Source organism: Kribbella antiqua, from assembly GCF_004345665.1.
In the GTDB taxonomy this organism is placed as follows: domain Bacteria; phylum Actinomycetota; class Actinomycetes; order Propionibacteriales; family Kribbellaceae; genus Kribbella; species Kribbella antiqua.
In genome coordinates, this window is record NZ_SLWR01000011.1 from 21,401 (window position 1) to 45,339 (window position 23,939).

Consider the following 23,939-nt stretch of genomic DNA (forward strand, 5'->3'; position numbering starts at 1 on the left):
GTGCCGGTTGGCTACCTGAAGGACACTTGACGTCCCTGCATGTGTCGACAGGTCATCGACGCCGTGTCACGGGAGCGTCGCCGAGGGTTCACCGTGGGTCGGGAACCTTCGAGCTGTGCGCATCGTGATGGTCGCTGAGTCCTTCCTGCCGCAGATCAATGGCGTGGCGAACACGGCTCGCCATGTCGCCGACCGGCTGCTCGCCCGGGGGCACGAGCTGCTGATCATTGCCGCCGGCCCCGGTCCTGACACTTACGGCGGGATCCCCGTGCTGCGGGCCCGGAGTTTCGGAGTGCCGGGGTACAAGGAGTTCCCGGTCGGTCTGCCTGATCCGTCGATCGAGCGGGCGATGGCCGAATTCAAGCCGGACCTCGTTCACCTCGCGTCTCCCTTCATCATCGGCGCCTACGGCCTGCGGAGTGCGCGCAAGCTGGGCCTGCCGACGGTTGCGATCTTCCAGACCGACATCGCCGGATTCGCCCGGCAGTACCCGTGGTTCGCCGCCGCGGACCGCGGGATCTGGCGTTGGGTACGACGGGTCCACTCCCGCGCTGACCGCACACTCGCGCCGTCGTCGGCGTCGGTGCAGCAGCTGGTCCAGGGCGGCGTACCGAACGTCCACCTGTGGGGGCGCGGCGTCAACCTGGATCTCTTCGATCCCAAGCACCGCGACGAGAACTGGCGCCGGGAGATCTCGCCGGACGGCCGTCCGATCGTCGGGTACGTCGGCCGGCTGGCCGCGGAGAAGAAGGTCCGGCGTCTTGCCGAGCTCAGCGATCTCAACTGCAAGGTCGTCATCGTCGGCGACGGCCCGGACCGCGCATCGCTGGAGAACTCCTTGCCCAACGCAACCTTCCTCGGAATGCGCCGCGGCGCCGACCTGGCGTCGATCTTCGCCGGGCTGGACGTTTTCGTGCACACCGGCGAGCACGAGACCTTCTGCCAAACCATCCAGGAAGCGCAGGCATCCGGCGTCGCCACGGTCGGCCCGGCAGCGGGCGGTCCGCTCGACCTGATCCAGCCGGGCACGAACGGCCTGCTGTTCGAACCAGGCCGGCCCGGATCGCTGCACCACGCAGTGAAAGCCCTGCTCGACCACCCGATGGCCCGCGCGCGGATGGCGGCCGCAGGCCTCGAACGCGTACAGACCAGGACCTGGCCGGCGGTGGTCGACGACTTGGTCGACCGGCACTATGCCGACGTACTGCGGGACGCGGCGGCCGTACGGCGGGTCGCATGACGCAACTGCGGATCGCCCAGCTGGCCAACTTCGTCGGACCCACGTCCGGCGGGATGCGGACCGCGATCGAGCACCTCGGCCAGGGGTACGTCGAAGCGGGCGCGGAGCGGATCGTGATCACGCCCGGCGAACGGGACACCGTGATCGACACCGAGGCCGGCACCGTGATCCGGATGAAAGCACCGAAGGTCGGCGGCGGCTACCGGCTGATCACGGACCCGTGGCGAGTCATCGAAACCCTTGAACGCTTCCGCCCAACCACCGTTGAGATCTCCGACAAGTCCACGTTGTTGCCGGTGGCAAGGTGGGCCCGACGGAACGACATCGGCTCGGTCCTGTTCAGCCACGAACGCCTCGACGCAATGCTCTCCCTGCGCACCGGCCGCCAGCTCGGCGTCGCGGCCGGTGTCGGCGCGCTCTACAAGCTGCTCAGCCGCACGTACGACGCGGTCGTGGTGACTTCGCGCTACGCCGCAGCAGAGTTCGACGAGGTCACCACGCCACTCGTCCGCATCCCGCTGGGCGTCGACCTCGACACGTTCCACCCGTCGCTCGGCGAGCCGGTCGACGACGGCGTACTCAAACTCGTCCACGCCGGCCGCCTCTCCCGCGAGAAGAGCCCACACCTCGCCGTAGCCACCGCGGTCGAGCTCCACCGCCGCGGCGTGAACATGCGCATGGACGTCTACGGCTCTGGCCCCCACCTTGACGAACTGGTCGCGATCGCGGGATCCGCCCCGATCACCTTCCACGGCTACGTCGACGGCCGCCGAACCCTCGCTCGACACCTCGCCGAGGCAGACATCGCGCTGTCCGTCTGCCCCGGCGAAACCTTCGGCTTGGCTGTCCTGGAGGCTCTCGCCTCAGGTACGCCGGTAGTCACGGCCGACACCGGCGGCGCCCGAGAGCTGGTCGACGACTCCTGCGGCCGCTGGGCCCCGGCCACCCCCGCAGCCCTCGCCGACGCCGTACTGCAACTGGCACAATTGCCCGGCCGTAGAGCCGCAGCCCGACGCCGAGCCGAGCTCTACGACTGGCCCACCTGCGTCAACCACATGCTCGCCCTCCACAGCCGGCTCGCTCAGTCTCGGATGGCCGCCTGACTCCCGCATTGCACAAAGCTGCAATGGGGTTGCGGAGCGCTCGTCGTACACGGTATTTCTTTACCTTCTCTCGCCGGTGCGTTCGGGGTGCGCGCCGGAATCCCCTGCTCTGGAGATTCGATGCGCCGCGCCCGTACGTCTGTCCTCTTCCGCTATGCCCTGGCCGCTGCTCTCGCCGCCATTACGGTGCCGTTCCTGGCCCACGCCGCCTTCGGCGACGAGGCTGTTGCCGCCCCGGTCGCTCAGGTCTTCCCGACCCGCCAGGGCATCGGCGTCGTCTGGGACGCCGTCGACGCATCCGGCTACCGCGTGGAACGCAAGCAGGACGCCTCCGAATGGCAGGACATAAGCGGCGCCCTGGCGCCCTCAGCAACCAACTGGATAGACGAATCGATCCCCGCCGGCACAACCGCGGACTACCGCGTCGTCGCGCAGTCTTCCGACAGCGAGGGCGCCACCAGCGCGCCGGTGACCGCATCCCGTGCCGCTCAAGCTCCGGAAGTCGGAGACGTCGACGTACTGATGACCGACGCGGACCGCGGCGATGGGGCCACGTGGCTCCAGGACGAGATCGTCGGCCCGGTGACAGTATCGGCGCCCACCGGAGGATCCCGCATTCTCTCTGCCGGCGCGATCAAGCTCAGGATTCCGGCGTTCTTTCCCGGTCCTGGCACCTACAACCTGACGCAGACGCAGGTCGAGCTGACCCAGGGCGATCGCAACTGCACGACCAGCGGGCGCATGTCTGTCACTGAGCTCGCGTACACCTCGGATCTCCAGGTCGAGACGATGGCCGCGTCGTTCCAGGGATGGACCTGCGCCGGCATCGAGTCGGGACTGGGTGTCGAGATCAGGATCAAGAGCACGAAGGCCTACCAGGCACTGTCCGTCACCCCTCACGAAGTGGCAGTGGGCCAGGTCAGGAGCGGCACGACATCGGCGCCGGCTCCAATCACCGTGAAAAACGTTGGAACCGAGCCCGTGGAACTCGAACGTTTCAGCATCAGCTCGGGCGCCTACTGGGCCTGGAAGATCAGCTCGAACGACTGTCCCGCGGTTCTGCCGGTCGCAGCAAGCTGCACGGTGAAGATGACCTTCGCGCCGAACTTCATCGGGCTGTCGAGGGCCAAGCTAGTGATCGGCGACTCGACCTCGAGAGGCTGGCACACCGTCTTCTACAGCGCGACAGGCACATCCCTACCCGAGGCGCTCGGTGTCTTCGTCTCCCCGACCTTCACCGGCAACACTGTCCGCTGGGCTGCCCTGGCGTCCGCAGGAGGTACACCGGTACGGGGCTACTTCCTGCACAGGTACGTGGATGGCGTCGAAACAACGCAGTGGGTGACCACCAACCGAACGAGCGGCTTCGTCACTGTCGCGGATTCGAACCCGAAAGCCGGCATCGAGTACGCCGTCTCCGTGGTCAACGATGTCGGCGAAGGGCCGACGGGCGCACGCGGCAAGGCGGCCCGAGCAACCGAGCAGATCGCGGTCATCGGCGGTGAGCCAACAAAGCGTGAACTGATGGCGGCGGACCCGCTCGGTCAAGTTGTGCCGCTTCCCTACGAGCTTGACTCGGTGACTCCGAAACAGGCCGTCGCGAGTTCACCCGACGGGCGAACGCTGGCCTACGCGACCGGCGGCAGCGACCGCAGCTTGTGGATTCGCAAGGTGGAGCCAAGCGGACTCGGCACCCCCGTGAAGTTGTGGACATCCTGGATGGGCATCACCCGTCTTTCCTGGTCTCCGGACGGATCGCGGATCGCCGTCGAGGCGCCGGGCGTCGAGGGTGATCTCGACTTGCCGTGTGTGTACGTCATCTCGTCGTCCGGCGGCACGCCCGAGCAGATCGCTTGTGACGTCACCAGTCCAAGCTGGATGCCGGATGCCCGGACGCTGATGGTGATCGATGGCCGGGTCGAAGGCACCCACCCCGATCTCGTCCGCATCGAGGCGAAACCCGGCGGCGCCCCGGTCAAGTCGTTCAACGTGACGGCGCGACAGGGCGATCCGGTCGCCGCCTCACCCGATGGGCGCCACATCGCGCTGGCCGGTGGCGTCGGTCTCTCTCTCATCGACTCCGTTACGACTACCCACCTTTCAAATGTGACCTTCAGTAGTTCGATCAAGTCGATCAGCTGGGCGCCGGACGGCGGTCAGCTGCTTGCACTGGCCTCGAACGGTCAGCTCTCCAGAATCTCGGTCGGCTCCGACGGCGATATGAAGGATCAGCTGCCGGTCACCGTCTGGCCCAGCAGCACGCAGCCGGTGTTCGATGTGGCCTGGCAGCGCCTTGGATTGGTGATCAAGCCGACTGCGGCGGTGATGGGTCCTCAGATCTCGATCGCCTACGACAGCTCGGCCTTGCTGCCCGGTACCACGTTCACATGCGTCCTCGACTCCGCCCGATGGTTGTCCTCCTGTGAGAGTCCGGTGACCACCACAGTCACTTCATCAGGGACGCACACGCTTCAGGTGAGCGCCACCGAGCCTGGCGGGCGCAGGGTTGTCGCCACGCGCACGTTCACAGTCGACGCGACTGGGCCGGTGTCGCGGGTCGTGGGGCCGACTTATCAGGCGTCGGCCGCTGGTACGGCGAGTATTCAGGTGGCGGCGACGGATTCGAGTGGTGTGGCGTCGTACGACGTGCGGTATCGGAAGGCGTCGTATCTCAGTGGATTCGGGGCGTATGTGCAGCCGTGGACGGGCACGACTGCGACGTCGATGAGTTTGAGTGTGGCCGCGGGGTATGAGTACTGCGTTTCGGTTCGGGCTAAGGACAAGTTCGGGAACGTCGGGGCGTGGAGTGCGGAGCGGTGTTTTGGGCGGCCGTTGGATGACCGGGCGATGACTACGGCGACGACCGGGTGGACGAGGGCTTCGTGGTCGGCGTTCTATGCCGGGACGGCTACGCAGACGGCGGCGTACGGGAAGTCGCTGACGCGAACGGTGCAGGGGAAGCGGTTCTATCTCGTCGCCACCAAATGCCCGACGTGTGGCATGGTGTCGGTCTATGCCGGTGGCAAGTACCTGACGGCGGTCAACCTCGCCTCGACCACCACCCAGCGGCAGGCGTTGATCGCGTTGCCGGTGCAGAGTGCCCTGTTCAGTGGCACGCTCACCTTCACCACCCGTTCGACGGGCAAGCTCGTCCAGATCGACGGTCTCGTCGTACGGCGGACGTAGCCAGAGCGGCCCCGAAGCCGGGGCCGCTACGTACGACGGCTCAGGTCAGGTGGTCGTAGTCGCCTCGGGTCCAGGCGGCGTGGCGGTCGGCGGAGCGGCGGACTACGGCTTTGGCGTCGGTCGGGATGGAGGCGCCGAAGTTGTTGTAGAGGCGGTCGTAGTCGAAGGGGTCGAGGGAGCGGGCGACGCGGTCGACGACGGCGCCGGAGAGCGGGATGCGGTTCGGGTAGCTGCGCATGAAGCTGACCGAGGTGCGGTCCGGGTTGGCGAAGATGGTGTCGCCGGACAGGATCACGCCCTTGCCGCCGGCGCCTTCGGCCCAGTGGACGACCGCGCTGCCGGGGAAGTGACCGCCCGGCTGGATCAGTGTCACGCCGGGTAGCGGGTTGAGTTTGCCCGACCAGGTCTGGATGACCGGGTCCTGCCGGGCGACCCACTCGGCGTCCGCCTCCGAGACGTAGACCGGTACGCCGCCGAGCCGGTGGCTCCACTCGACCTGGACGCCGTACATGTGTGGATGGCTGGCGATGATCGCGACCACCTCGCCGAGCTCGCGCATCCGCCGTACGGCGTCGTCGTCGACGTACCCGATCGGGTCCCAGAGCAGGTTGCCGTCGCTCGTCTGCACCAGCATCGACTGCTGGCCGATCCCGGTCGGCGGCTTCGACGTGACGCCGTACAGGCTGGGCTCCACTTCCTCGATGGCGACCGTGGTGCCGGCGGCGGCCAGCTCCTCGAGTGTGGTCCAGTGCTGGCCGTCGGCGGGTACCCACTGGCGCTCGTCGGCGCAGATCGCGCAGACGTCGACCTTTTCGGAGTGCTCGACCGCACAGGTCGCACAGATCCAGAAACTCACCGTGTTCTCCCCTCGCTGTGACCCGGGCGACTCCCGGGCCGTTCGGCAGTCTCGAATGTCAAGCTCGGTTGAAGTCAACAACGCCGCCGGGCCACCGTCGAGGGCCACTCGCCGGCCTGCCCGAAGGGCGACTTCGGCCGGGGTTCCGCTGTGGCCGATCCGGCACGCGCGAGAGCGATGTCACACCTGTCAGGACAAAATGGGCCGATCGGCAGGACTAGCATCGAGTCGGCCTGGTTTTCGCCGGGCCGAGCCGATCGCGGGCGCCCTCGAGGGTCACGCCCCGACGCGCCGCGGAGACCGGCTCTCGGTTAGTGAGTCCGATCGGAGGATCGGTTTGCCCAGCAAACCAGCCGGCACGCTGTACCGCGGCCGGGAGGGCATGTGGTCATGGGTCGCGCACCGGATCACCGGCGTGGGGATCTTCTTCTTCCTGCTGGTGCACGTGCTGGACACCGCCCTGGTGCGGGTCTCCCCGGAGGCCTACAACGAGGTGATCGGCACCTACAAGAACCCGATCGTCGGCCTGCTCGAGGTCGGTCTGGTGGCCGCGATCCTGTTCCACGCGTTCAACGGCATCCGGCTCATCCTGGTCGACTTCTGGGCCAAGGGCCCGCGCTACCAGCGGCAGCTGATGATCGGCGTCGGCGTGATTTGGGTCGTGCTGTTCGTGCCGTTCGTGATCCGGCACCTCTCCCACGTCTTCGGAGGCTAGCCAGATGCCTTCCCCACCCCACCACCCCGGTCGGATGAGCGAAATCGCTGCTCCCCGCTCCAGCAGCCGGTCGAGAAACCTCAAGGGCGGCGGCCGGAACCGGTCCGGGCAGACCAACTTCGAGCTGTACAGCTGGCTGTTCATGCGGCTGTCCGGCCTCGCGCTCGTCGTACTGGTGCTCGGGCACCTGTTCGTGAACCTGATGCTCGGCGGCGGGATTACCGCTCTCGACTTCGCGTTCGTGGCCGGCAAGTGGGCCAACCCGCTGTGGCAGGTCTGGGATCTGCTGATGCTGTGGCTGGCGATGCTGCACGGCACCAACGGGCTGCGCACGATCATCAACGACTACGCCGAGAAGGACCAGACCCGGTTCTGGCTGAAGGCCCTGCTGATCACCGCGTCGATCGTCGTCGTGGTGCTCGGCACGCTGGTCATCTTCACGTTCGACCCCTGCCTCGACCCCAGCTCCACGCTGTCGGTCTGTAAGTAAGGACGTTATGCAACAGCACCAGTACGACGTAGTGATTGTCGGCGCGGGTGGGGCCGGGATGCGGGCCGCGCTGGAGTCCAGCAAGCGGACGCGTACCGCCGTACTCACGAAGCTCTACCCGACCCGGTCGCACACCGGCGCGGCCCAGGGCGGCATGTGCGCCGCGCTGGCCAACGTCGAGGAGGACAACTGGGAGTGGCACACCTTCGACACGGTCAAGGGTGGTGACTTCCTGGTCGACCAGGACGCGGCCGAGGTGATGTGCCGCGAGGCCGTCGACGCGGTGCTCGACCTGGAGAAGATGGGCCTGCCGTTCAACCGGACCGCCGAGGGCAAGATCGACCAGCGGTTCTTCGGCGGGCACACCCGAAACCACGGCGAGGCCGTCGTACGGCGATCCTGCTTCGCGGCGGACCGGACCGGCCACATGATCCTGCAGACGCTGTACCAGCAGTGCATCAAGCAGAACGTGGAGTTCTTCAACGAGTTCTACGTGCTCGACCTGCTGATGGTGGGCGGTCGCGCCACCGGCGTGGTCGCGTACGAGCTGGCCACCGGTGAGCTGCACATCTTCTCGGCCAAGTCGATCGTGTTCGCCTCCGGCGGCTTCGGCAAGGTCTTCCGTACGACGTCCAACGCGCACACGCTGACCGGCGACGGGATGGGCATCGTCTGGCGCAAGGGCCTGCCGCTGGAGGACATGGAGTTCTTCCAGTTCCACCCGACCGGCCTGGCGGGTCTCGGCGTACTGCTGTCGGAGGCCGCTCGTGGCGAGGGCGGGATCCTGCGGAACAAGGACAACGAACGGTTCATGGAGCGGTACGCCCCGACCGTGAAGGACCTGGCGCCGCGGGACATGGTCGCCCGCGCGATGGCGAACGAGGTCCGCGAGGGTCGCGGCTGCGGCCCGGACGGCGCGTACGTGATGCTCGACCTGACCCACCTGGAGCCGGCGCACATCGACGCGAAACTGCCGGACATCACGGAGTTCGCGCGTACGTATCTGGGTGTCGAGCCGTACACCGAGCAGATCCCCGTGTTCCCGACCGCGCACTACGCGATGGGCGGCATCCCGACCAACATCAAGGGCGAGGCGCTGGCCAACAACGACGACGTGATCCCGGGGCTCTACGCCGCGGGCGAGGTCGCGTGCGTTTCGGTGCACGGCGCGAACCGGCTCGGCACGAACTCGCTGCTCGACATCAACGTGTTCGGCCGGCGGGCCGGGATCGCCGCGGCCGAGTACGCCGAGACGGCTGCCTTCGAGGAGCTGCCTTCCGAGCCTCAGGCGTACGTCGTCGAACTGGTCGAGGGACTGCGCAACTCCACCGGCGAGGAGCGGATCGCCGCGATCCGGGCCGATCTGCAAGCGACGATGGACCTGAACGCGCAGGTGTACCGGACCGAGGGTTCGCTGAAGCAGGCGCTGGTCGACATCGAGGCGCTCAAGCAGCGGTTCACTCAGGTCGGCGTACAGGACAAGGGCAAGCGGTTCAACACCGACCTGCTCGAGGCCGTCGAGCTCGGCTTCCTGATCGACCTGGCCGAGGTGCTGGTGGTGTCCGCGCTGGCCCGCAAGGAGTCCCGCGGCGGACACTTCCGGGAGGACTACGACAAGCGCGACGACGTCAACTTCATGCGGCACACGATGGCGTACCGCGAAATCTCAGTTGCCGAAGACGGTAAGGAGACAGTCAACATCCGGCTGGACTACAAGCCGGTCGTGCAGACCCGCTACAAGCCGATGGAGCGCAAGTACTGATGGACGCACACGTCAAGATCCTCCGGTACAACCCCGAGGTCGTCGGCGAGGCGGAGTGGAAGACGTACACGGTTTCCCTTGAACCGACCGACCGGGTGCTGGACGCGCTGCACAAGATCAAGTGGGAGCAGGACGGCACGCTGACGTTCCGCCGATCCTGCGCACACGGCGTCTGCGGCTCGGACGCGATGCGCATCAACGGCCGCAACCGGCTCGCCTGCAAGACGCTGATCAAGGACCTGAACCCGGAGAAGGAGATCACCGTCGAGCCCATCAAGGGTTTGCCGGTGCTCAAGGACCTGGTCGTCGACATGGAGCCGTTCTTCGACGCGTACCGCTCGGTGATGCCATTCCTGGTCACCACCGGCCACGAGCCGACTCGCGAGCGGATCCAGTCGCAGGCCGACCGCGACCGCTTCGACGACACCACCAAGTGCATCCTGTGCGCCGCGTGTACGACGTCCTGCCCAGTCTTCTGGTCCGACGGCCAGTACTTCGGCCCGCAGGCGATCGTCGGCGCCCACCGCTTCATCTTCGACAGCCGCGACGAGGGCACCGAGCAGCGCCTCGAAATCCTGAACGACAAGGAAGGCGTCTGGCGCTGCCGCACCACCTTCAACTGCACCGAGGCCTGCCCCCGAGGCATCGAGGTCACCAAAGCCATCCAGGAAGTAAAGCGAGCCCTGATCTTCCGCCGCGTCTGAGATTCTCCACTTCGGCGAACAGCCTCTGCCCGATGGGCGGAGGCTGTTCGCTTGTTCAGGGGTGCATCCGGGCGCCTTTGAGGACCTTGTCGACGGCGTTCTTCGGGCCGTAGAGGGCGATGCCGACCAGGTCGAGTTGGCCGGTCGGCACTGCCTTGACGGCGGCCCGGTTGTCGCGGTCGTTGCCGGTGGCAAACAGGTCTTGAGTGAAGATCGCGTGCTCGAGGTCGCGTTTGAGCGCCCGCTCGTGCGCCGTACTCATGAACTCCTTGGAGCCTTCGAACACCAGCACGGGTTGCCGGAACATCGGCAGATACGCCTGCCCGTCCGCGTCCTCATACGCCTCCCCCACCACCTCCGGCTTCGTCCCGGCGATCCCGCTCACCAGAAACGCCGTCACATTGAGCCGCTGCCAGGTCGCCAGGTCATCACGCAGCAGCACCGCAATCTTCGTATCGAACCGCACCGGTTCCAGCTCGTCATCCACACCCCGACTCTGCCCGCTCGGCGAGGCGACCGGCTTGTACGTTTTAAGCGTCCCTGCCTGCTGCCGAGCCCGGCGCCTGTTCGCGCGTCCCCGGTTTAGCAGTAGGGCGGGTTGGTGGTTACTGCGGTGGCTACGCGGAGGTAGAGGTTGAAGAGGCGGTAGAGGTGGAGCATTGGGCCGGAGGCGGTGGTGGTGCGGTCGTCGTCGCGGGTTACGCCTGGGATGGCGGTGAGGTGGGAGGCGACTGAGGCTGACTGCCAACGGACGGTCAGGCGGCGGTCGGCGGGTGGTGGGGTGACGCTGGGGAGGTTGCGGAGGGCTGAGGCGGCGGTGGCTTCGATGGCGGCCTGGGCCTCGGCGACTGGGACCAGTTCGGCGGCGAAGCGGTCTTTGGCGTATTTGACGGGGACGGTGGCGACCGTCGGGTCCCAGGCCTTCATCTCGGCGCAGGCCGTGTCGTCGCCGGTCAGGAGAGCGACCGGTACGCCGTACGCAAGAGCTGCGGCGTGGAAGAGCCCGATTTCGCCGGTGAGCTGGTCGTCGAGCCAGATGTCCTCGATCTCGTGGCCCATGAAGCTATGGCTGAGCACGCCGAGCACGCCGGCGCGGGCGTGATAGCCGATGCACAACGCAGCGTCGTACTCGCTGGTCAGCCCCTCCATCATGCCGAGAGGCTTCGGGCGGCCCTTGATCAGCGTGGCGCGTGGGTCGAGCAGCTCCGGCAGGAGGTTGCGCATCGGGCCATGCGCGTCGTTCACCAGTACGGCGGTCGCGCCAGCGTCGTACGCACCCCGGATGGCGGCGTTCGTGTCCTCGGTCATCAGGACGCGGCCGCGCTCGTAGTCGCGTCCCGGCGGCTGGACGTCCTCCGCGTCGACTACGCCGGTGATGCCCTCCATGTCCGCGCTGATGTAGATCTTCACGTCCAGCAGCGTATGTTCTTAAGCGTGAGCGGCAATGCGCAGGTCCGAGCGTGGCGGCCCGGGCTGAGCGGGGTCGTCGAGGTCCTGCACGCGTACTTCCCGTCCCACGCGTACCCGAGCCACACGCACGACGCCTGGACCGTGCTGATCGTCGACGAGGGCGCGGTCCGCTACGACCTCGACCACCGCGAGCACGGGCTGGCGCAGGCGCAGGTCTCGCTGCTGCCACCCAACGTCCCGCACGACGGGCGCTCCGTCCGGCCGGAGGGCTTCCGCAAGAGAGTCCTCTACCTCGCGCCTGACCGCCTCGGAGACAACCTCATCGGCGCCGCCGTGGATCAGCCCGAGTACGTCGATCCCGTACTACGCCGGCGCATCCACCAGCTCCACGGCGTACTGCTGGACGGCCGGGAGGACCTCGAGGCGCAGAGCAGACTCACACTGATCGAGGAGCGTCTCGGACAGCACCTGCGCCGGAACGTCACCGACCCGCCCGATCGCCGCGACCCCACCCTCGCTGCGCGCCTGCGCGACGTACTGGATGGGCATGTGCCGGCCGGGATCACACTGGACGAGGCGTCGAAGCTAGTGCATGCGCATCCGGCTCATTTGGTACGCGCGTTCAGCCGGGAGTACGGGATGCCGCCGCACCGGTATCTGACCGGCCGACGTGTGGATCTGGCCCGGCGGTATTTGCTCGACGGGCATCCGCCGGCCGAGGTCGCGACGCTGGCCGGGTTCTACGACCAGTCACACCTGAACCGGCACTTCCGCCGGATGCTCGGCGTCACTCCGGCGAGGTTCCTGAGGCGCTGAGCTGACGATCAGCTTTGTACGCGCGCACACCCCACGTGCCGAGCACCGCGGCGATCAGCAGGTTGACGATGATCAGGATCGTGTGCGCGACGTAGTACCCGGTCGGGCGCCCCTCGGTGTCCGCGAGTGCCTTGATGAAGCGCAGGTAGGTGACCACGTTCCAGACCGCGATGCCGATCAGGACGAGCGCGTGCTTGCGTTGGAGTTTCACCCCGACATTGTCCCAACCGCGCGAAACGGGGCGGCCGCGCCTCACTCGGCCGCCCCGGCGAGGGGCGAGCTCACCCCTTCGAGACTTATCCATGGGTCGCCGGACAGCAAGGCATTGCAACCTACCGGCGGGTCACAACAAGGGTTTCCCTGCGCAGGACGGGCTCAGCCGTTCGGGCGGTCGACCATCCGCAACAACTGAGTCCGGTTGGCCACGCCGAAGCGGCGGTAGAGGCGGGTCAGCTGGGACTCGACCGCCTTGACGCTGAGGTACAGCGCGGCGGCGATCTCGCGGTTGGTGGAGCCGTCGCGGACCATGGCGACGATCTGCAGCTCGTTGTCGGTCAGCTCCGATGGCTGCCGGCTGCGACTAGGCACATCGAGCCGAGCCAGCTCCGTCTCGGCCACCTCGCGCCACGCCGGAGCGCCGTACGCCTCGAACTGCTCGATGGCGTCCAGGAAGGCGGTCCGTGCGACCGAGCGGCGGCGTGCCTGCCGGGCGACGCGGCCGCGGGTGAGTTCGCAGCGGGCCAGATCCAGCGGGTAGACGCGGTCTCCCGCCGTACTGATCGTCTTCTCCAGCAGCTCCAGCGCGGCGGCCGGATCGCCCTGCTTGGCGATCAGCAGCGCCTCGGAGCGCGCCAGCCCGACCCGCACCACGGCGCGGTCCAGCGTCTCGGCACGGGCCCGAATGTCCGCGATCAACGAAGCTGCGTCGTCCAGCCGGCCGGCCGCGACCAGCGCCTCCGCATAGTCCGCGTGCCAGGGGATGACTGCCGGGTCGAACGGCATTGCCGCCTCACCCGAGTCCGCGATCGCGTCGAACGCCTCCACCGCACGCTGCGGGTCACCTGTCAGTACGCCGATCAGCCCAAGGCTGGCCAGCGCCGGACCGGTCCATTCGTCGTTCCCGACCAGGCGGACGCCCTCCAGCGCGGCCTCGGCCAGCTGCCGTCCCATCGCCGCCGTACCGCCGGCCCACTCCGCGCGGCTGGCGATCACCATGCCGACCTCGGCCTCTTCACCGATGTCCTGCATCAGCTGGTAGCACTCGTGCCCGGCTGCGAGTGCATCCGCACCGCGGCCGCTGCGCTCGTAGATCGCGGTCGCAGAGATCAGTACGGACGCCAGCCAGCGCATCGCACCGTGGTCGCGCACCTCATCCACCAGCGCGCTGATCTCCGTGATCGCCTCAGCGGTCCGGCCGCGGAACAGCTCCCGCATGGCCGCCATCTGCCGCGCGTTCACTACGGTCTTGGTGAGCGGCAGGTCGCGGGCCAGCTCAGCCGCCTCCTGCAGCAGCGCGTCAGCAGTCTGCTCGGCGTCCCGCGCGATCTGCACCGAACTCGCCGCACTCAGCGCGTCCACGACCGCCTCGGTGTCGCCACCCTCGCGGGCCAGCGCCTCCGCGACCCGGGCGTCTTCCTGCGCCTCGTCCAGCCGGCGATCGAAGTACTCACTGTGGCTGCGCATGATCCGCACCCGCGCCTCGAGCCGCTTGTTCCCCACCGCTGCCTCGAACGCCTCGGCCAGCAGCTCCACCCGGCGATCCCGGTCGGGCCAGGCAGCATCCACCAGCAGCAACAGCGCCGGCACCTTCGTCTCCGGCGTCGTCGCAGCCTGTACGGCGAGACGCGCCATCTCAGCGGATTCCGCCAGATGCCCGGCGGCGGCCGCGTCGTCGGCGGCCCGGGTGAGTCGACGGGCCCGACAGTCGGGCAGGCTGATCGGCGTACGCTCGGCGGCCAGCCGCCACAGAGTCGCCGCCGCGCCTGGAGCTCCACGGCCCGCTGCTACGGCGGCAGCCTCCTCGATCGTGACGGCGAGCTCGGAGTTGGCCTCTTGAGTGGCGAGCGCGCGGTGTGTCGCGTTCTCGACCGGCTCGTCCACGACTGCGGCGAGCTGAGCGTGCGCCTGACGTCGGGCCGCTGAGGTCGCTTCGGCGTACACGAACTCCCGGAGGAGTGGGTGAGTGAAACGCAGCCGCTCGGAGGAGATGTCGATCAGCCCGAGCTCCTCAGCTTCGGCAAGCTCGGCCTCGATCGGCCGGGCGAGCGACTGCGCGAGCTGGGTCGTGGTCGGGCGGGGCGAGGACGCCGCGTGCAGGAGGAGCTCATGGGTGGCCGCAGTGAGGTCGGCCAGCCGGTCGCCGAGCAGCGTCTTGAGGCGGCTCGACACCGGCAGCGGGTCGTTGGGCGAGACACCTTGCGGGTGACGCAGCACCGCCCGCCCTAGCTCCAGCGCCATGAACGGGTTGCCGGCGCTGGCGGTGAAGATGCGCCTCGCCGTACGGACTGGGAGCGGGCTGGAGAGACGCTGGCGCAGCAGGCCGAGTACGTCGGGCTCCGCGAGCGGCGGGACCTCCAGCTGGAGCACCGGCTCCGGGCACGCCTCAGCCATCACCGGGAGGTCGCCGTCTGCCACCTGCTCCGTGGCGAGCATGTGGACGCCGTCGGTCAGACGGCGAGCGCAGAAGGTCAGCACCTCGAGGCTGGACGGGTCCACCCACTGGATGTCGTCCACAACGAGCAGGACCGGGCCGTTGGCGGCCAGGCGACGCAGCACGTGCAGTACGGCGAGGCGGACGGCCAGCTCGTCCCGGACGGTGTCGGGAGCGCTGGCTTTGAGCAGAGCCACTTCCAGCGGCTGGCGGAGGTGGTCGGGAAGGACCTGCCAGGCGAGCTCGAGCTGGTTGGACAGGAGGTCGAGGAGGGTGACGTACGGGAGGCCGGCTTCGCTCTGGGACGGCGCGGCGCTGAGGACGCGGCAGCCGGCGCGAGTGCGGTCGGCGACCAAGGCGCGACCGAGAGCCGACTTGCCGATGCCGGTCGGGCCGTAGAGCAGCACGCTGCCGCTGGTCTCGAGCTGCTTGATGGCACGCTCGACCAGCCCGGCGCGCCCGACCAGCTCGTCGTCAGTCATCGATACACATACTCCTCGAAGGTTTACCTTCGCCGATTATCACAGTCAACGACCATCCGACACGGCGAGTGTCACATGAGGAAACCATCCCGTCACCATCCTGTCACCGGTCGCTGCCCAGATCAGAGCAGTCGCGGCGGCACTCTGGTGCCGGGGCACCAATGGACCACGTCGGTTGTGGACAAAACACGACTCGGCGGCCGAGTAGACGCACTCAGCCGCCGAGTCTGATTGAAAGTTAGATGGATTCGAGGTCTCGTTCGATGGCGGCCAGTTCCGCTTCGGTGCCTTGCACCTTGGGGCCCTTGAACCAGTGGCGGGCGGAGATCAGCCACCAGAGGCCGGCGAAGCCGAGGACGACCAGTACGGCGATCGGGGTGTAGTTGAAGCTGGAGGCACTGACCGGGCTGACCTGCGGCAGCATGAACAGCACTGTGATGAAGACGACCCAGGCGATCGCGATGATGCCGATCGGCTTGCTCCAGCGACCCAGCGACCACGGACCAGGCTGGAAGTTGTCGCCCTGCAGCAGCCGGAGCAGCGTCGGCAGCACGTAGGCGATGTAGAGCCCGATCACCGCGATCGAGGTCACCGCGGCGTACGCCGTCGCGTTCCACAGGTACGGCAGGCCGAGCAGGAAGGCACCACCCGCGGCGAGCCAGATCGCGTTGGTGGGCGTCCGGGTCCGGCCGTTGATCTTGTGCCAGAGCTGCGACCCGGGCAGCGCGCCGTCCCGGGAGAACGCGTAGATCATCCGCGAGTTCGCCGTCACCGACGACATCCCGCAGAACAATTGCGCCCCGATGACCACCAGCAGCAGGACCTTGCCCATCACCGAACCGACCGCGTCGATGAAGATCTGCGCCGGCGGTACGCCGCTCTCGCTGTCCAGCGCACCGTCGTAGCTCTGGATCGCGAACGTGAGACCGATCAGCAGCACCCAGCCGGCGCCGAGCGAGACCAGGATCGACATCACGATCCCGCGCGGACCCGACCGGGCCGCGTCGTGCGTCTCCTCGGTCATGTGCGCGGAAGCGTCGTACCCGGTGAAGGTGTACTGCGCCAGCAGCAGACCGAGCAGGGCGACGTAGAAGGTGGAACCCCAGCCGGTGTTGTTGACGAAGTGGCCGAAGACGAACCCGGCCGACTGGTGCTTGTCCGGCAGGATGACGAGCGCGCCGACGATGAACAGGACGCCGACGATGTGCCACCACACGCTGATGTCGTTGAGCCGCGCTACCAGCTTCACCCCGAGCGAGTTCAGCAGCGCGTGCACCAGCAGGATCACGCCGAACAGCAGAATCGTGTGGCCGGGCGTCGCACTGAAGCCGAACTGCAGGTCCAGGAACGCGTTCAGGAAGAAGGCCGCGCCGAAGTCGATCCCCGCGGTCACCGCGACCTGGCCGAGGAAGTTGAACCAGCCGGTGAACCAGGACCAGGCGGCGCCGTTGGAGGGCGCGAGCTTGGCGGACCAGTAGTACAGCCCGCCCGCGGTCGGGTAGCTCGAGCACACCTCCGCCATCGCGAGACCGACGAACAGCGTCATGATGCCGACGATCGGCCAGCCCCAGACGATCATCACCGGGCCGCCGGTGTTCATCCCGAACCCGTACAGCGTCAGGCAGCCGGACAGGATCGAGATGATCGTGAACGACACCGCGAAGTTGGAGAACCCGGACATCGTCCGCGACAACTCCTGCGCATATCCCAGCTGATGCAGGCGTTTCTCATCGTCGGTCAGGCCTGCGGGTTCAACAGTCTCGTCCTTGCTCACGTGGCCTCCTCAGGTACGCCGCAATGGTCTCCCCGCAGACCTTTGGACAATTGAGGCATGACCCTCAACCCGTGTCAAGGGAAACGAAAAAGCAAGGGAAAGACGGAGCGAGTGGGGTCTGAACCCGTATCAAGGCCGATTAGCTCAAGAAGGCTCTGAGCAAAGCTGCCGTGCCGGAAAGATGTTCCTGCATCGCCTGCCGGGCCGCGATCGGATCATCGGCCAGGATCGCGGAGACGATCGCTTGATGTTGCTCATTGGAGTGCTCGATGTTGCGCTCCAGCAGGGGAATAGCGTCCAGCAGCTCGTTCAGACGCATCCGTACGTCGGCCATCGCAGACGTCAACGACGGCGAGCCCGTGACTTCCGCGATCGCCAGATGCAACCGCGAGTCCAGCCGGCGGTAGTCGGTCAGCGACGCGGCCGAAGTCTCCGCAAGACAACGCTCCAAGTGCTCCCGCTCAGCTGAGCTCAACGAGCGGGAAGCGGCTGCTTCGGCGGCGCCCGTCTCCAAGGCAGAACGCAGTACGAGCGCATCCTCCAACCCGTTGCCCAGTTCGCGAGCCAGCTTCCTGGCCGGCGCACGGCGTGGCTTCGGCAGCTGCTCGTTGACGAACGTACCGCCGTACCGCCCGCGGCGAGACTCGACGTAACCGGCTTCGGTCAGTGCATGGATCGCCTCGCGCAGGGTGACCCGGCTGACGTTCAGCCGGGCCGCCAGGTCGCGCTCGGCCGGCAACCGGTCACCCGGTACGACAACCCCAAGCTTGATTGCCTGCAGCAACCGCTCGACCGTTTCCTCGAACGGGTTCCCGGTCCGGACCGGCCGGAACAACGCATCATCTGCCTGGGCAACCATGAGAACAGACTAGAGCGGGGTCACATAAGCGCCTGAGATTCCCCCGTCGACCAGGAACGTGTTGGCGGTGATGAAGGACGAGTCGTCGCTGGCCAGGAAGGCGACCGCGGCCGCGATCTCCTCCGGTTCGCCGAAGCGGCCCATCGGTACGTGCACCAGCCGCCGCTGCGCCCGCTCCGGGTCCTTGGCGAACAGCTCGGTCAGCAGCGGCGTGTTCACCGGCCCCGGGCAGAGCGCGTTGACCCGGATCCCCTGCCGGGCGAACTCGACGCCGAGTTCCCGGCTCATCGCCAGTACGCCGCCCTTCGACGCGGAGTACGAGATCTGCGACGTGGCGGCACCCATCACCGCGACGAACGACGCGGTGTTGATGATCGAGCCCTTGCCCTGCCGCTGCATGTAAGGGATCGCGGCCTTGCAGCACAGGTACACCGAGGTCAGGTTGACCTCCTGCACCTTGCGCCAGGCCTCCAGACCGGTGTCCAGGATCGAGTTGTCGTCGGGCGGCGAGATGCCGGCGTTGTTGAACGCGATGTCCACGCTGCCGTAGGTGTCGAAGGCCTGCTGGAAGAGATTCTCCACAGCCGCCTGATCGGTGACGTCGGTGGCGACGAACAGGCCGCCGGCCTCGTCGGCCGCGGCCTTCCCGGCGGCGGGGTCGAGGTCACCGATGACGACGTGCGCGCCCTCCGCGGCCAATCGCCGTACCGTGGCCAGACCGATCCCGCTCGCGCCGCCGGTCACCACCGCGACGCGACCCTCGAGCCGCTGAGCCTTGACGTCCATTCAGTCCTCCGTGGAGATGAAGATGTTCTTGGTCTCGGTGAACGCGTCCAGCGCGTCTGGGCCGAGCTCGCGGCCGAGCCCGGACTGCTTGTAGCCGCCGAACGGCGTCGAGTACCGGACGGACGAGTTCGAGTTGACCGACAGGTTGCCCGCTTCGACGCCGCGGCCGACCCGCAGCGCGCGGCCGACGTCGCGGGTCCAGATCGAGCCGGACAGCCCGTACTCGCTGTCGTTCGCGATCCGCAGCGCGTCGGCCTCGTCGTCGAACGGGATCACAGCGACGACCGGCCCGAAGATCTCCTCACGCACCGCCCGCTCGCTCGCCGGCGCCAGCACGGTCGGCGGGAACCAGAACCCAGGCCCGGTCGGCGCAGTCCCTTGAAACGCGGGGTTCTCGACGTACGACGCCACGCGCTCGAGCTGAGCCGCGGAGATCAACGGCCCCATCTCCGTCGACGGGTCACTCGGATCGCCGACTTTAAACCCCTTCACCGCCGGCTCGAGCAACTCCAGGAACCGGTCGTACGCCGATCGCTCGACCAGGATCCGCGATCGCGCACAGCAATCCTGCCCAGCATTGTCGAAGACGCCGTACGGCGCCTGGGCCGCGGCCTTCTGCAGATCCGCATCGGCGAAGACGATGTTGGCCGACTTCCCGCCGAGCTCCAGCGTCACCCGCTTCACCTGGTCCGCACAGCCGGCCATGATCTGCTTCCCAACCGCGGTCGACCCGGTGAAAACCACCTTCCGTACGGCGGGATGCGTCACGAACCGCTGCCCGACAACCGAGCCCTTGCCCGGTACCACCTCGAACACCCCCGGCGGCAACCCGGCTTCAAGCGCCAGTTCGCCAAGCCGGATAGCGGTCAACGGCGTCAGCTCAGCAGGCTTCAGTACGACGGTGTTGCCCGCGGCAAGCGCCGGCGCGAAACCCCAGCCGGCGATGGGCATCGGGAAGTTCCACGGCACGATCACCCCGACCACACCGAGCGGCTCCTGGAAGGTCACATCGATGCCGCCGGCAACAGGAATCTGCTTGCCGAACAGGCGTTCCGGGGCAGCCGAGTAGTAGCTGAGGACGTCGCGGACGTTGCCTGCCTCCCAGCGTGCATTGCCGATGGTGTGACCGGCGTTCTCGACCTCCAGAGCGGCGAGGTTCTCCAGCTCGGCGTCGACGGCGTCGGCGAACCGGCGCAGCAACCGACCGCGATCCGCCGGGGTGACGTTTCGCCAAGTTTCAAAGGCTTTCGAGGCCCTGGCAATAGCTTCGTCCGCCTCTTGCTCGGACGCCAAGGAGATCGTCCGGACGACCTTCTCGGTGGCCGGGTTGATCACGTCGTAGGTCATGGGGCCTCCCGGCCTGGACTGAGGAGCGGAGGGAGCGAAGCGACCGGAGTGACGAGGGAAGGCCGGGAGTCAAAGCCCCATGACCCCCGAGCCGGAGGCGAGGCATTCAACACAGTCATTTCGACCTTCTTTTGAGAGCGGCATCGGTCAGTGCGGTGAAGAGCCGCAGGTCGTCTGGGTTCTCCTCCGGGTGCCACTGCACGCCGAGGGCGAAACCGTGGCTGTCGACCTCCGCTGCCTCCACGGTCCCGTCCCCCGCGCGGGCCGTGACGGTCAGCGTTGCCGCGACGACGTCGATCGCCTGGTGGTGATAGCAGTGCACACTCGCCCGGTCGCCGATGACGCGACTGGTGAGCGTGCCCGGTTCGACCTTGACTTCGGTCACGCCGAACACAGCCGGCGACGGCCGATGCTCGTCATGCGTCACCACCTCCGGCAGGTGCTGATGCAGCGTCCCACCCAGGGCGACGTTGAGCATCTGCAGTCCGCGGCAGATCGCCAGCAGCGGGAGATCCAGGTCGAGCGCCGCCCGGATCAGAATCGTCTCGTGCTCGTCCCGACCCGGCCTGGTGGCGACCGTCTCCGGATGCGGCTCCGCGTCGTACGCCGCCGGGTCGACATCACACCCGCCGGCGATCACCAGACCGTCCAGCACCTCGAGCACCGAGGTGTCGGTGCCTACGGGCGGCAGCAGTAGCGGCACCCCTCCGGCCGCAACCACTGCATCCAGATAGACGCGCGGCAGCAGCGCCGCGTCACGCTCCCAGACACCCCAGATCGTCGGTTCCAGGTACGTCGTGATGCCAATACGAGGTCTAGAGGCGCTCGAAACCACGGACCAGCTCCCAGTCGGTGACGGCGGCGTCGTACGCGTCGAGCTCGATCCGCGCGGCGTTGCCGTAGTGGTCGACCATCTCGTCGCCGAACGCCTGCCGCGCGATCTTCGAGCCGGTGAACAGCGCTGCGGCCTCGCGCAACGTCGTCGGCACGTGATCCTTGTCGGAGTCGTAGGCGTTGCCCTCGAGCAGCGGCTCGAGCTCCAGCTCGTTCTCGATGCCGTGGAGGCCGGAGGCGATGATCGCGGCGACGGCGAGGTACGGGTTCACGTCGCCGCCGGGCAGGCGGTTCTCGACTCGCAGCGACTCACCGTGGCCGACCACCCGGAGCGAGCAGGTGCGGTTGTCCAGGCCCCACGCGACCGCGGTCGGCGCGAAGCTGCCCTTCACGAATCGCTTGTAGGAGTTGATGTTCGGCGCCAGCAGGTAGGTGAACTCGGGCAGGCAGGCGAGCTGGCCGGCGATGAACCGTTCCATCAGCTCGGAGAACCCATGGTCGCGATCACCGGCGAGTACGGCGTCTCCCTCGGTCGACCGGAAGCTCAGGTGGATGTGACACGAGTTGCCCTCGCGTTCGTCGTACTTCGCCATGAAGGTCAGGCTCTTGCCGTGCTTCGCGGCGATTTCCTTCGCACCGGTCTTGTAGATCGAGTGGTTGTCGCAGGTGACGAGCGCTTCGTCGTACCGGAACGCGATCTCGTGCTGGCCGAGGTTGCACTCGCCCTTGGCGGACTCGACGTACAGGCCGGCGCCTTCCATACCGTTGCGGATGTCGCGCAGCAGCGGCTCGATCCGGGCGGTGCCGAGGAGCGAGTAGTCGACGTTGTACTGGTTGGCCGGCGTCAGGCCGCGGTACCGCTGGTTCCAGGCGGACTCGAAGGTGTCGTCGAAGACGATGAACTCCAGCTCGGTCCCGACGTACGCCTTCATGCCGCGCTCGGCCAGCCGGTCCAGCTGAGCCCGCAGGATCTGCCGCGGCGACGCGACCACCGGAGCGCCGTCGAGCCACTCCACGTCGCAGAGCACCATCGCCGTACCTTCGAGCCACGGGATGAGCCGGAGCGTGTCGAGGTCGGGCGCCATCACCATGTCGCCGTACCCGCGTTCCCACGACGACATGGTGTAGCCGTCGACGGTGTTCATGTCGACGTCGACCGCGAGCAGGTAGTTGCAGCCCTCGGTGCCGTGCTTGAGCACCTCCTCCAGGAAGTACCGCGCACCGCACCGCTTTCCCTGTAAGCGGCCCTGCATGTCGGTGATCGCCACCAGCACCGTGTCGATCTGGCCGCTGCCCACCAAGTCCCGCAACTCCTGCACACTCAGCTTCCCAGCAGCCACGGCAACTCCCAGAGTCTATTGGTCTACGTCCAGTCCATTGACTCAAGCCTACCCCTGCGCTGTCAACGCTTTGCGGGCCGGGAGGGCCGTCAACGCCAACGCGATCAGAACCGGAACATCGCCGAGCAAGTACCGGGATCGCCCCAGGAACAGCAGAGTGAAGGCCGCGATGCCGGCGATGGTCAGTGCCATCAGCAGGCGCAATCGAAACCGTGAGTCGCCCCTGCTCGCCAGCAGAAGAGCCAGTACGGCGGCTATCAGGCCCACGACCGGCATGATCTTCAGAACGTAGCCGATGGCAAGAACCCCGGCACACCAGATCCGATCCGCCCACAGGGCATGACCGCCCCCGACCCCGCGCCTCCCCCGGCGCACTTGAAGCAGACCAGGCCTGCTTACCAGAATTCCGGTCTGGTCCACAAGAGATTGCGGGGACCGTACGCCTCCGCAGCCGCCGAGCGGGCCTGCCCCGGTGTGGGTTGATTGCGGGGCGCTGGCAGAATCGGGGGCATGTCTGTTGCTGCGCCTGACCCCTCCGCAGCCGGTTCTCAGCGACGCCCTCGGGTGCTGTCCGGGATCCAGCCGACGGCGGACTCCTTCCACTTCGGCAACTACCTCGGTGCGTTGCGGCAGTGGGTGGCCCTGCAGGACGACCACGACGCGTTCTACTGCGTGGTCGATCTGCACGCGATCACGGTGGAGTACGACCCGAAGGCGCTGCGGGAGCGGACCCGCCGGTCGGTCGCGCAGCTGCTCGCGGCCGGGATCGACCCGGAGCGGTCCACGCTGTTCGTCCAGTCGCACGTGCCCGAGCACGCCCAGCTGGGCTGGGTGCTCGGCTGCCTGACCGGGTTCGGCGAGGCCAGCCGGATGACGCAGTTCAAGGACAAGTCCGCCAAGGGCGGCGCCGACCGGGCCACCGTCGGCCTGTTCACCTACCCGATCCTGCAGGCGGCGGACATCCTGATCTACCAGGCCGACCGGGTCCCGGTCGGTGAGGACCAGCGCCAGCACCTGGAGCTGACCCGCGACCTGGCCCAGCGGTTCAACCACCGGTTCGGCAAGACCTTCCGGCTGCCCGAGCCGTACATCGTCAAGGAGACCGCGAAGATCGCGGATCTGCAGGACCCGACCGCCAAGATGAGCAAGTCCAGCTCCTCGCCGGCCGGCATCATCGACCTGCTCGACGACCCCAAGGTGAGCGCGAAGAAGATCCGCTCCGCCGTCACCGACTCCGGCCGGGACGTGATCTTCGACCCGGAGAACAAGGCCGGCGTGGCGAACCTGCTGACCATCTACTCCGCCCTGACCGGCCGCAAGATCAGCGAACTGGAGGACGAGTACGCCGGTCGCGGGTACGGCGACTTCAAGAAGGACCTGGCCGAGGTCGTGGTCGAGTTCGTCACCCCGTTCCGGGAGAAGACGCTCGGCTACCTGGAGGACAAGGCCGCGCTGGACGCGATCCTGGCCCGCGGGGCGGAGCGCGCCCGCGCGGTGACCGAGCCGACCCTGCAACGCGTGTACGACCGGCTCGGGTTCATCGCCGCACCGCCCATGTTCATCGAGTCTGGCCGGTAGGGCCCGA

21 protein-coding genes are annotated in these 23,939 nt (G+C 67.5%); 9 read left to right on the forward strand and 12 right to left on the reverse strand.

The features are described from left to right. Window positions 1-115: 115 nt before the first annotated feature. The 3 genes from EV646_RS28455 (at window position 116) to EV646_RS28465 (ending at window position 5,529) form a co-directional block, all read left to right on the forward strand. The gene (locus tag EV646_RS28455) at window positions 116-1,240 is read left to right on the forward strand and encodes a glycosyltransferase family 4 protein (RefSeq protein WP_199237244.1); all 1,125 of its coding nucleotides are present in this window, start codon (window positions 116-118) and stop codon (window positions 1,238-1,240) included. Next, window positions 1,237-2,343 (forward strand): glycosyltransferase, encoded by a 1,107-nt coding sequence (locus tag EV646_RS28460; protein ID WP_132153952.1) that lies wholly within the window; start codon window positions 1,237-1,239, stop codon window positions 2,341-2,343. The genes EV646_RS28455 and EV646_RS28460 overlap by 4 nt, the downstream gene beginning before the upstream one ends. A 120-nt stretch (window positions 2,344-2,463) precedes the next feature. After that, window positions 2,464-5,529: a choice-of-anchor D domain-containing protein gene (locus EV646_RS28465; RefSeq protein ID WP_132153954.1), complete on the forward strand. Its 3,066-nt coding sequence runs from the start codon at window positions 2,464-2,466 to the stop codon at window positions 5,527-5,529. 40 nt (window positions 5,530-5,569) lie between these two features. On the opposite strand, the gene EV646_RS28470 is transcribed toward EV646_RS28465, so the two are convergent. Continuing rightward, window positions 5,570-6,385 (reverse strand): MBL fold metallo-hydrolase, encoded by an 816-nt coding sequence (locus EV646_RS28470; protein WP_132153956.1) that lies wholly within the window; start codon window positions 6,383-6,385, stop codon window positions 5,570-5,572. A 337-nt stretch (window positions 6,386-6,722) separates the two neighbouring features. Between EV646_RS28470 and sdhC the strand changes: the two genes are divergently transcribed. Genes sdhC through EV646_RS28490 form a run of 4 tightly spaced genes read left to right on the forward strand, consistent with a single transcriptional unit; the run spans window position 6,723 to window position 10,056 of the window. Beyond that, window positions 6,723-7,100, forward strand: a complete 378-nt coding sequence (gene sdhC / locus EV646_RS28475) for a succinate dehydrogenase, cytochrome b556 subunit (RefSeq protein WP_132153958.1) — start codon at window positions 6,723-6,725, stop codon at window positions 7,098-7,100. Window positions 7,101-7,134: 34 nt separating this feature from the next. Then, the gene (locus EV646_RS28480) at window positions 7,135-7,590 is read left to right on the forward strand and encodes a succinate dehydrogenase hydrophobic membrane anchor subunit (protein ID WP_132153960.1); all 456 of its coding nucleotides are present in this window, start codon (window positions 7,135-7,137) and stop codon (window positions 7,588-7,590) included. 7 nt (window positions 7,591-7,597) lie between these two features. Then, window positions 7,598-9,352, forward strand: a complete 1,755-nt coding sequence (sdhA, locus tag EV646_RS28485; RefSeq protein WP_132153962.1) for a succinate dehydrogenase flavoprotein subunit — start codon at window positions 7,598-7,600, stop codon at window positions 9,350-9,352. Further along, window positions 9,352-10,056, forward strand: a complete 705-nt coding sequence (locus tag EV646_RS28490) for a succinate dehydrogenase iron-sulfur subunit (RefSeq protein WP_132153964.1) — start codon at window positions 9,352-9,354, stop codon at window positions 10,054-10,056. The genes sdhA and EV646_RS28490 overlap by 1 nt, the downstream gene beginning before the upstream one ends. A 55-nt stretch (window positions 10,057-10,111) precedes the next feature. Here the strand turns inward: EV646_RS28490 and EV646_RS28495 are convergent, their stop codons facing one another. Continuing rightward, window positions 10,112-10,543 (reverse strand): DUF2000 domain-containing protein, encoded by a 432-nt coding sequence (locus EV646_RS28495; protein ID WP_132153966.1) that lies wholly within the window; start codon window positions 10,541-10,543, stop codon window positions 10,112-10,114. A gap of 95 nt (window positions 10,544-10,638) precedes the next feature. Beyond that, entirely contained in the window at window positions 10,639-11,466 is an 828-nt protein-coding gene (locus EV646_RS28500; protein ID WP_132153968.1) for a M55 family metallopeptidase, read from the reverse strand. Window positions 11,467-11,490: 24 nt separating this feature from the next. Between EV646_RS28500 and EV646_RS28505 the strand changes: the two genes are divergently transcribed. After that, entirely contained in the window at window positions 11,491-12,282 is a 792-nt protein-coding gene (locus EV646_RS28505) for a helix-turn-helix transcriptional regulator (protein WP_241996386.1), read from the forward strand. Here EV646_RS28505 and EV646_RS28510 read toward each other — a convergent pair. The 9 genes from EV646_RS28510 to EV646_RS28550 form a co-directional block, all read right to left on the reverse strand. Further along, on the reverse strand, window positions 12,254-12,493 hold the full coding sequence (locus tag EV646_RS28510; RefSeq protein ID WP_132153972.1) for an SCO4848 family membrane protein: 240 nt from the start codon (window positions 12,491-12,493) through the stop codon (window positions 12,254-12,256). The two genes, EV646_RS28505 and EV646_RS28510, sit on opposite strands and share 29 nt — an antisense overlap. 164 nt (window positions 12,494-12,657) lie before the next feature. Beyond that, window positions 12,658-15,414, reverse strand: coding sequence for a helix-turn-helix transcriptional regulator (locus tag EV646_RS28515; RefSeq protein ID WP_132153974.1), 2,757 nt, complete (start codon window positions 15,412-15,414; stop codon window positions 12,658-12,660). 238 nt (window positions 15,415-15,652) lie between these two features. Further along, window positions 15,653-17,188 (reverse strand): amino acid permease, encoded by a 1,536-nt coding sequence (locus EV646_RS28520; protein WP_241996387.1) that lies wholly within the window; start codon window positions 17,186-17,188, stop codon window positions 15,653-15,655. Between the two features lie 139 nt (window positions 17,189-17,327). Further along, window positions 17,328-18,047: a FadR/GntR family transcriptional regulator gene (locus tag EV646_RS28525; RefSeq protein WP_132153976.1), complete on the reverse strand. Its 720-nt coding sequence runs from the start codon at window positions 18,045-18,047 to the stop codon at window positions 17,328-17,330. A 9-nt stretch (window positions 18,048-18,056) separates the two neighbouring features. Further along, window positions 18,057-18,833, reverse strand: a complete 777-nt coding sequence (locus EV646_RS28530; protein WP_132153978.1) for a 3-oxoacyl-ACP reductase — start codon at window positions 18,831-18,833, stop codon at window positions 18,057-18,059. Then, entirely contained in the window at window positions 18,834-20,180 is a 1,347-nt protein-coding gene (locus EV646_RS28535; RefSeq protein WP_132153980.1) for an aldehyde dehydrogenase family protein, read from the reverse strand. A gap of 115 nt (window positions 20,181-20,295) precedes the next feature. Further along, window positions 20,296-21,015 carry a gamma-glutamyl-gamma-aminobutyrate hydrolase family protein gene (locus EV646_RS28540; protein WP_132153982.1) on the reverse strand — a complete coding sequence of 240 codons (720 nt, stop codon included), beginning with the start codon at window positions 21,013-21,015 and terminating at the stop codon, window positions 20,296-20,298. After that, on the reverse strand, window positions 20,996-22,354 hold the full coding sequence (locus EV646_RS28545) for a glutamine synthetase family protein (protein ID WP_199237245.1): 1,359 nt from the start codon (window positions 22,352-22,354) through the stop codon (window positions 20,996-20,998). The genes EV646_RS28540 and EV646_RS28545 overlap by 20 nt, the downstream gene beginning before the upstream one ends. 48 nt (window positions 22,355-22,402) lie before the next feature. Then, entirely contained in the window at window positions 22,403-22,630 is a 228-nt protein-coding gene (locus tag EV646_RS28550) for a hypothetical protein (RefSeq protein WP_132153984.1), read from the reverse strand. 234 nt (window positions 22,631-22,864) lie between these two features. Here EV646_RS28550 and trpS point away from each other — a divergent pair, with 234 nt between their 5' ends. After that, window positions 22,865-23,932 carry a tryptophan--tRNA ligase gene (gene trpS / locus EV646_RS28555; protein ID WP_132153986.1) on the forward strand — a complete coding sequence of 356 codons (1,068 nt, stop codon included), beginning with the start codon at window positions 22,865-22,867 and terminating at the stop codon, window positions 23,930-23,932. Window positions 23,933-23,939: the final 7 nt, after the last annotated feature.